Genomic DNA, 7,537 nt, shown 5'->3' with positions numbered 1-7,537 from the left:
GGGGGGGGGGGGGGGGGGGGGGGGGGGGGGCGGCGGGGGGGTGGGGGGCGGCGGGGTGGCGGCCGGGATGGGCTACGGGGGTGCGGGCGCGGGGGGGGCCGCCGCCCCGCCCCCCCCCCGCGCTTCCTCCCGCCGAGGCAGCGCCCCGGACCCTCACCGAGCACGCCCGTTCCCGAGCACGGAGAGCACACATGACATCCGCCGCTGAGCCCGCGGCACCGTACGCCGGGGCGCCACGCCAACCCGACCACGGGCCCGATCAGGACGTCCCGCGCACCATCACCGCCCCCGCGACCCCGGGTGACCGGGTGTTCCGCGGCGTGCTGCGGCTGGCCGGCCTCTCGGTCTTCGCGATCATGGGACTGATCGCCTTCTTCCTGGTCCTGCGCGGCACCGACGCGCTGCGCGCGGTCGGCTGGTCCTTCCTGACCGAGCAGAAGTGGCAGACCGCCGCCCACAACTTCGGCATCGCCGCCGTCCTGCCCAACGGTCTGCTGATCGCGGTGATCGCGCTGGTCATCGCCGTCCCGGTGGCACTCGGCACCGCGATCTTCATCTCCGAGTACGCCCCGGTGCGCCTGCGCGCCGCGCTGATCTCGCTCGTCGACCTGATGGCGGCGATCCCCAGCATCGTCTACGGCCTGTGGGGCCTGTTCTTCCTCCAGCCGCGGATCATCGGCTTCGTCCGCTGGATGGCCAACCACCTGGGCGACGCCATTCCCTTCCTCAAGGTGCGCATCGGCGACATCGGCACCTCGTACACCTCCTCGACCTTCATCGCCGGCGTGGTGGTCTCCCTGATGATCATCCCGATCGTCACCTCGCTCAGCCGGGAGGTCTTCTCCCAGGCCCCGCAGGGCGAGCGGGAGGGCGCGTACGCGCTGGGCTCCACCCGCTGGGGGATGGTCCGCGCCGTGGTCCTGCCGTTCGGCAAGGGCGGCGTCATCGGCGCGGTGATGCTGGGCTTCGGCCGCGCGATGGGCGAGACCATCGCCGTCGCGCTGATCATCTCGCCGAACTTCAAGGCCATCACCCACATCCTGGAGAACGGCGCCAACTCGATCTCCGCGCTGATCGCGCTGCGCTTCGGCGAGTCGGACTCGCTGTCGCTCTCCGCGCTGATGGCCGCCGGTCTGGTGCTGTTCGCGCTCACCCTGCTGGTCAACGTGCTGGCCGGGGTCGTCATCAACCGCTCGCGCTCCGGCGCCGCGACGGCGGACTGAGCATGACGAACCCCCGAACCGCCCGCGGGGACAGGGCCTGTCCACGGACGCCCGCCCGCGGGGCGACGACCGGCCCACGCAGCCACCCGAACCGTGAAGGGACCATCCGATGACCACGCTCGACCTGCCGCCGGTCGCGGTGTCCGGGCCCGCCGGTGAGCCCGCGCCCCCGGGGCCCGCCGCGGCCGGGGCCCCGGGCCCCGAGAAGAAGCTCCGGATCGGCGGCGTCACCCGCGACGACGTCCTCACCGTGGCGGGCGCGACGGCCGGCTCGCTCGCACTGGACTGGGTGCTGTACGAGCGGGTGCTGCCGTTCAGCGGCGCCTTCGGCTTCCTGCTCTGCTGGTACCTGCTCTTCCTGGCCGGCTACTACCTGCTCGGCCGGCTCCAGTGGAACCCGATGATGGTGCGGGACCGGCTGGTCGCCGTGGTCGCCTGGAGCTCCGGGCTGCTGGTGGTCGCGCTGATCGCCGACCAGATCGGCTACGTCGCCAGCCGCGGCTGGGAGGCCGCCCAGCACCTCAACTTCTTCACCGAGTCGATGGAGCACACCGGCCCGCTCGACCAGCTCACCTCCGGCGGCGCGCTCAACGCGATCGTCGGTTCGCTCGAACAGCTCGGCCTGGCAACCCTGTTCGCCGTTCCGCTGGGCATCGCGGCGGCCGTCTTCATGTCCGAGGTCGGCGGCCGGATGGCCCGCCCGGTGCGGACCCTGGTCGAGGCGATGACGGCGCTGCCGTCCATCGTGGCGGGCCTGTTCATCCTCGGCGTCGTGATCATCACCTTCGGTTTCGAGAAGAGCGGCTTCGCGGCCTCGCTCGCGCTCACCGTGATGATGATGCCGATCGTCACCCGGGCCGCCGAGGTGGTCATCCGGCTGGTGCCCGGCACCCTGCGCGAGGCCTCGTACGCGCTCGGCGGCAGCCAGTGGCGCACGGTGTGGAACGTGGTGCTGCCGACCGCCCGGCCCGGCCTGGTGACCGCGGTGGTGCTCGGCATGGCGCGCGGCGTCGGCGAGACCTCGCCGGTGCTGCTCACCTCCGGCTTCACCTCGCAGTTCAACGGCAACCCCTTCGAGGGGCACCAGGTGTCGCTGCCGCTCTACATCTGGAACTACGTCAAGCAGCCGTACGACGGCATGATCGCGCGCGGCTTCGCGGCCGGCCTGACGCTGATGGGCGTCGTGCTGGTCCTGTTCGTCACCGCGCGCGTGCTCGGCGGCCGCCGGCCCGGGCAGCTGACCCGGGCCCAGAAGCGCCGGATCGACCGGGACGCCCGCCGCCAGGAGGCGGCCGCGCTCGGCGCCATCGCCCGTCCGTACGCCCTCCACTCGCAGGCGAAGCACTGATGTCCGGACCAACCACCCTCCGTCCCCGAGGAGTTCACATGTTCCGGGAGGCCGCAAGGCGCTCCACGGCCCGGCTGCTGGCAGGGGCCATGTCCCTGTCGCTCGCCACGGCCTCCCTGCTGATCGGGCAGACCCCGGCCCACGCCGCCTCGATCTCGCTGAGCGCGGACGGCTCCAGCTGGGCCGGCCCCGCCATCGACCAGTGGCGCCAGGACGTGTCCCCGCAGGGCATCCAGATCAACTTCAACCCGGTCGGCTCGGCGGCCGGCCGCACCCAGTGGTCGATCGGGCAGGACGACTTCACCGCCTCCGACGTGCCGTTCCGCTCCTCGCCGGACACCGGCCTCGGGCAGAACGGCCACGCGAACGGCGGCGGCGAGCGGGAGAACCCGGTCTACGGCTACTCCTACGTGCCGATCACCGCAGGTGGCACCACCTTCATGTACAACCTGGTGGTCGGCGGCAAGCAGGTCCGCGACCTGCGGCTCTCCCCGCAGACCATCGTGGACATCTTCACCGGCAAGATCACCAACTGGAACGACCCGAAGGTCACCAGCGACTACGGCAAGGCACTGCCCAACCTGCAGATCACCCCGGTGATCCGCTCCGACGGCTCCGGCGCCACCGCGCAGTTCACCCGCTGGATGGAGCACACCCACAAGGACCAGTGGGAGTCCTACTGCAAGGCCGTCAACGGGGTGAGCTGCGGCGACTACACCGAGTTCTTCCCGCCGTCCGGCCGGATGGTCGCGCAGAACGGCTCCGACGTGGTGGCCGGCTACATCAAGTCCCCGGGCAACGTCGGCACCATCGGCTACGACGAGTACGCGTTCGCCAAGCGCAGCAACTGGCCGGTCGTGAAGGTGCTCAACCAGGCCGGCTACTACTCGCTGCCGACCGCCTCCAACGTCGCCGTCGCGCTCACCGCCGCCAAGATCCGCGGCGTGGACGACGGCACCCCGGCGGACGACCCGAACTACCTGCAGCAGAACCTCGACGGCGTCTACACCATGGACGACCCGCGCGCCTACCCGATCTCCAGCTACAGCTACCTGATCGTGCCGCGGGCCGGGGCGGCCAACCCGCCGCCGCCGCGCTTCAACAACGACAAGGGCTCCGCCCTCAGCCGCTTCCTCTCGTACGTGCTGTGCGAGGGCCAGGGCAAGGCGGACGACCTCGGCTACTCGCCGATCCCGCGCGGCCTGGTCAAGGGCGGTCTGCTGCAGACGAGGAACATCCCCGGCAACGCCAGCCCGGTCGACCCGAACACCCTCTCCAACTGCGCCAACCCGACCTTCAACTCGGCCGGGGAGCTGACCGTCCTCAAGAACGCCCCGATGCCGAGCCCCTGCGACAAGGCCGGCAGCCCGCTGGACTGCACCGTGCAGAACGGCCAGCCGGTCAAGACCGGTTCGGGCGCGGGCGGTGCCGGCGGCGCGGCCGGCGGCTCCGGCGGTGCGGCGGGCGGTTCCGGCGGCACCGGCGGGTCCGGCGGCTCCGGAGGCGGAACCGGCGGCGGCGCGGGTGGCGCCGGTACCGGTGGGGGCGCGGGAACGGCCGGCGGTGCCGGCGACCCGAACGCGGCCGGCGGCGCGGCCGGCGGTGACCCGAACGCGCCCGGTGCCGGCGACGCCACCGAGGACGTGGTCGACCCGCAGACCGGCCAGGTGGTCGCCCGCGGCCGCGGCGGCGCCGCCACCGAGGTGGCGGCCAACGTGGTCGAGGTCAGCGGCAAGCCCGAGGACTGGATGCTGTCCTCCCTCACCGCGCTGGAACTGCTCGCCGTGGTGCTCGTCCCGCCGCTGCTCGGCCGCCGGCTGCTGCGCCGCCGCAACGGCTCGGGCGGTACCTCGTGACGGCCCCGGTGCTGGAGAAGCCGGTCGCGGTGAGCGCGCCGGAGCAGCCGGCCGCCCCCGTCGGGCCCGCCGCCGCCCCGGCCCGGCCCGCCGTCTCCCCCGGGCGGCGGCGGTTCCTCCAGGGCGCCTGGGCGGTCAGCCTGGCCGCGGCGCTGGTGCTCGGCTTCGTCGGGTACCTGTTCACGCTCTCGCACGTCCAGCAGAAGCACTACCAGTCCACCGCGTACAAGACCTTCCGCGACCAGCTGGCCCGGGCGGTCGCCCCGACCGGCGCGGCCGCCGACGGCGACCCGGTGGCACTGCTGGACATCCCGGCGATCGGCCTGCACCGGGCCGTGGTGGTCGAGGGCACCACCGGCCGGGACCTGATGCGCGGCCCCGGCCACCGCCGGGACACCGCGCTGCCCGGTCAGCGCGGGGTCGCCGTGGTCTTCGGCCGCGGCGCCACCTTCGGCGCGCCGTTCGCCGAACTGTCCAGGCTGCGGGTCGGCGACAAGATCGAAGCCACCACCGGCCAGGGCACGTTCACCTACACCGTCAACGTGTACGGCGACGGCGACCACCCGATCGTCGACCAGGCCCGCAACCGGATGGTCCTGGTCACCGGCGACTCCGACTGGATCCCCGGCTCCACCGTGCTGATCGGCGCCCGGCTGGACGGCGACCCGCAGCAGAACCCCGGCGGCCGGCCCGCGACCGTCCCGTACGACAAGGCACTGGCCGCGGACAAGGGCGCGCTGGCCACGCTCCAGCTGTGGTCGCTCGGCCTGCTCGGCGCGGTGGCCGGCGCCCTGCTGCTGGCCCGGTACTGGCGGCGCTCGGCCGCGTACCTGAGCCTCGCGCCGGTGGTCGGCGCGCTGCTCTGGGCGGTCTACGAGAACGCCGCCGCCCTGCTGCCCAACCTCTACTGACGCGCGCCCGGAGGACCGTTCCGATGACCGACGCACCACTGACCGAAACCCCGCCGGCCGACCCGGTCGCCGACACCATCACCCTCCCCCCGGTCGCCCCCGCCCCGTACGCCGACCGGCGGTACGCGGACGGCCACCCCGACGACGAGCCGCTCGCCGGACTGGAGACCCGCGACGTCTCCGCCTGGTTCGGCAGCCGCAAGGTCCTGGAGCGGGTCTCGCTGGCGATGCCGGCCGGCGAGGTCACCGCGCTGATCGGCCCGTCCGGCTGCGGCAAGTCCACCTACCTGCGGATCCTCAACCGGATGCACGAGATGGTGCGCGGCGCCGCCCTCTCCGGCGAGGTGCTGCTGGAGGGGGACGACGTCTACCGGCCCGGCCGCCGGCCCGCCGAGGTGCGGCGCCGGATCGGCATGGTGTTCCAGCGGCCCAACCCGTTCCCGGCGATGTCCATCCAGGACAACGTCTCCAGCGGGCTCAAGCTGGCCGGGATCAAGGTGTCCAAGGACGAGCGCCAGCACCTGGTCGAGACCAGCCTGCGCCGGGCCGGGCTCTGGGACGAGGTGTCGACCCGGCTGCACACCCCGGGCGGGGCGCTCTCCGGCGGCCAGCAGCAACGCCTGTGCATCGCGCGGTCGTTGGCCGTCTCGCCGGACATCCTGCTGATGGACGAGCCGTGCTCCGCGCTCGACCCGACCTCCACCCGGCGGGTCGAGGAGACGATCGCCGAACTGCGCGGGCGGCTCACCATCGTGATCGTCACCCACAACATGCAGCAGGCCCAGCGCGTCTCGCAGACCTGCGCGTTCTTCCTGGCCACCCACGACACCCCGGGGCGGATCGTCGAGGCCGGGCCGACCGAGCAGATCTTCGGCAGCCCGCGCGACCAGCGGACCTCGGACTACGTCAACGGCCGCTTCGGCTAGGCCGCTCCGACCGCTCCGACCGCTCCGGCCGTTCCCGGCCGGAGCGGTTCCCGTTGCCCTACCGGCCGAGGAGCCGCTCCAACACCGCCGCGACGCCGTCCTGCTCGTTGCTCACGGTGTGCAGCGGCACCGCCGCCAGCACCTGCGGGTGCGCGTTGGCGACGGCGTACGCGGTGCCGGCCCAGGCCAGCATCTCCAGGTCGTTCGGCATGTCGCCGAAGGCCACCACCTCGCTCCGGTCGATCCCGCGCCCGGCGCACCAGCGGGCCAGCGTGCTGGCCTTGGTGACGCCGGGCGCGCTGATCTCCAGCAGCGGGATCGCCGCCGAGCGGGTGATCTCGGCCAGGTGCCCGGCCGCCTCCCTGGCCTCGGCGAGGAACTTGTCCGGGTCGAGGTCCGGGTGCTTGGCCAGCAGCTTGAACAGGCCCCGCACCGACCCGCCGGCCCCCAGCAGCTCCTCCGCCGTGCCGACCTCGTGCTCCAGCTCGTCGCCCCACATCGGCACCGCGTACCCGGGCTCGCGGGCCCAGCCGCCCGGGTGCTCGAAGGCGAACGCGGTGCCCGGCAGCTTGGCCCGCAGCGCCTCGACCACCGCCAGGGTGGTCTCCACCGGCAGCGGGAAGGTCTCCAGCAGCTCGCCGCGCCGCACGTCCACCACCGCGCCGCCGTTCGAGCAGATCGCCACCCCGTGGCCGCCGATGTGCGGGCTCACCTGCTGCATCCAGCGCGGCGGCCGCCCGGTCACGAACACCACCTGCACCCCGGCCGCCTCGGCCGCCGCCAGCGCCGCGGCGGTGCGGTCGGTGACGGTGCCACCGGAGCAGAGCAGGGTGCCGTCCAGGTCGGTGGCGATGAGGCGGGGCGCGGTACGGGGTTCGGTCACCGGTCCATCTTCGCCCATCGGCGCGGCAGGGTCACCGGCCCGGCCCCGCGCCCACCGGCCGTCCGCGCCGTGATCAAGCCCTTCATACTCCGTTTCCGGCCGATCCCCAGGCCGCCGGGGTGCCCGGCCGGCCGCGCCGGGAATGACTGCCCACGGCCACCCCGTCGGCAGGAAGAGCCATGCCCACACGCCAGCTCCGCGACCAGCCGCCCCCGACCGCCCGCCCCGACACCCGCGACCCGCGGGCGTCCGACGCCTCGCGCGACCCGGTCCTGCTCGGCGACGTCCTCTTCCACACCCTCGCCGAACTCGCCCGCCGCACCTGCGCCCCGTCCCTGCCCGCCCAGCGCACCCGCCCGCACCCCTAGGCCCTGCGGCCCGCCCCCGCCC

7 protein-coding genes are annotated in these 7,537 nt (G+C 73.8%); 6 read left to right on the top strand and 1 reads right to left on the bottom strand.

The features are described from left to right. Positions 1-191: 191 nt before the first annotated feature. The 5 genes from pstC (at position 192) to ACFVHV_RS42655 (ending at position 6,264) form a co-directional block, all read left to right on the top strand. A complete protein-coding gene (gene pstC / locus ACFVHV_RS42675; protein WP_359898082.1) occupies positions 192-1,223 on the top strand; it encodes a phosphate ABC transporter permease subunit PstC in 1,032 nt (343 codons plus the stop codon). Positions 1,224-1,332: 109 nt separating this feature from the next. Then, entirely contained in the window at positions 1,333-2,571 is a 1,239-nt protein-coding gene (gene pstA / locus ACFVHV_RS42670; RefSeq protein ID WP_359898080.1) for a phosphate ABC transporter permease PstA, read from the top strand. Between the two features lie 38 nt (positions 2,572-2,609). Next, positions 2,610-4,427, top strand: a complete 1,818-nt coding sequence (locus ACFVHV_RS42665; protein ID WP_380359111.1) for a phosphate ABC transporter substrate-binding protein PstS — start codon at positions 2,610-2,612, stop codon at positions 4,425-4,427. Beyond that, positions 4,424-5,338 carry a sortase gene (locus tag ACFVHV_RS42660; RefSeq protein ID WP_380359108.1) on the top strand — a complete coding sequence of 305 codons (915 nt, stop codon included), beginning with the start codon at positions 4,424-4,426 and terminating at the stop codon, positions 5,336-5,338. Before ACFVHV_RS42665 ends, ACFVHV_RS42660 begins: the two co-directional genes overlap by 4 nt. Before the next feature lie 23 nt (positions 5,339-5,361). Beyond that, positions 5,362-6,264 carry a phosphate ABC transporter ATP-binding protein gene (locus ACFVHV_RS42655; RefSeq protein WP_359898075.1) on the top strand — a complete coding sequence of 301 codons (903 nt, stop codon included), beginning with the start codon at positions 5,362-5,364 and terminating at the stop codon, positions 6,262-6,264. A gap of 58 nt (positions 6,265-6,322) precedes the next feature. On the opposite strand, the gene ACFVHV_RS42650 is transcribed toward ACFVHV_RS42655, so the two are convergent. After that, positions 6,323-7,165, bottom strand: coding sequence for an HAD family hydrolase (locus tag ACFVHV_RS42650; RefSeq protein WP_380359105.1), 843 nt, complete (start codon positions 7,163-7,165; stop codon positions 6,323-6,325). Positions 7,166-7,326: 161 nt separating this feature from the next. Between ACFVHV_RS42650 and ACFVHV_RS42645 the strand changes: the two genes are divergently transcribed. Next, on the top strand, positions 7,327-7,515 hold the full coding sequence (locus ACFVHV_RS42645) for a hypothetical protein (protein WP_359898072.1): 189 nt from the start codon (positions 7,327-7,329) through the stop codon (positions 7,513-7,515). The last annotated feature ends 22 nt before the right edge of the window (positions 7,516-7,537 follow it).

This window comes from Kitasatospora sp. NPDC127116 (genome assembly GCF_042677365.1).
In the GTDB taxonomy this organism is placed as follows: domain Bacteria; phylum Actinomycetota; class Actinomycetes; order Streptomycetales; family Streptomycetaceae; genus Kitasatospora; species Kitasatospora lactacystinica.
The sequence above is the reverse complement of the archived record's forward strand: the minus strand, read 5'-3'. Positions and strand labels throughout refer to the sequence as shown.

What these genes read in the sequence shown, in the direction of transcription:
- ACFVHV_RS42665 (WP_380359111.1), top strand. Translation starts at nt 2,610, where the DNA reads ATGTTCCGGGAGGCCGCAAGGCGCTCCACGGCCCGGCTGCTGGCAGGG.
- ACFVHV_RS42650 (WP_380359105.1), bottom strand. Translation starts at nt 7,165, where the DNA reads ATGGGCGAAGATGGACCGGTGACCGAACCCCGTACCGCGCCCCGCCTC.
- ACFVHV_RS42655 (WP_359898075.1), top strand. Translation starts at nt 5,362, where the DNA reads ATGACCGACGCACCACTGACCGAAACCCCGCCGGCCGACCCGGTCGCC.
- ACFVHV_RS42645 (WP_359898072.1), top strand. Translation starts at nt 7,327, where the DNA reads ATGCCCACACGCCAGCTCCGCGACCAGCCGCCCCCGACCGCCCGCCCC.
- pstA (WP_359898080.1), top strand. Translation starts at nt 1,333, where the DNA reads ATGACCACGCTCGACCTGCCGCCGGTCGCGGTGTCCGGGCCCGCCGGT.
- pstC (WP_359898082.1), top strand. Translation starts at nt 192, where the DNA reads ATGACATCCGCCGCTGAGCCCGCGGCACCGTACGCCGGGGCGCCACGC.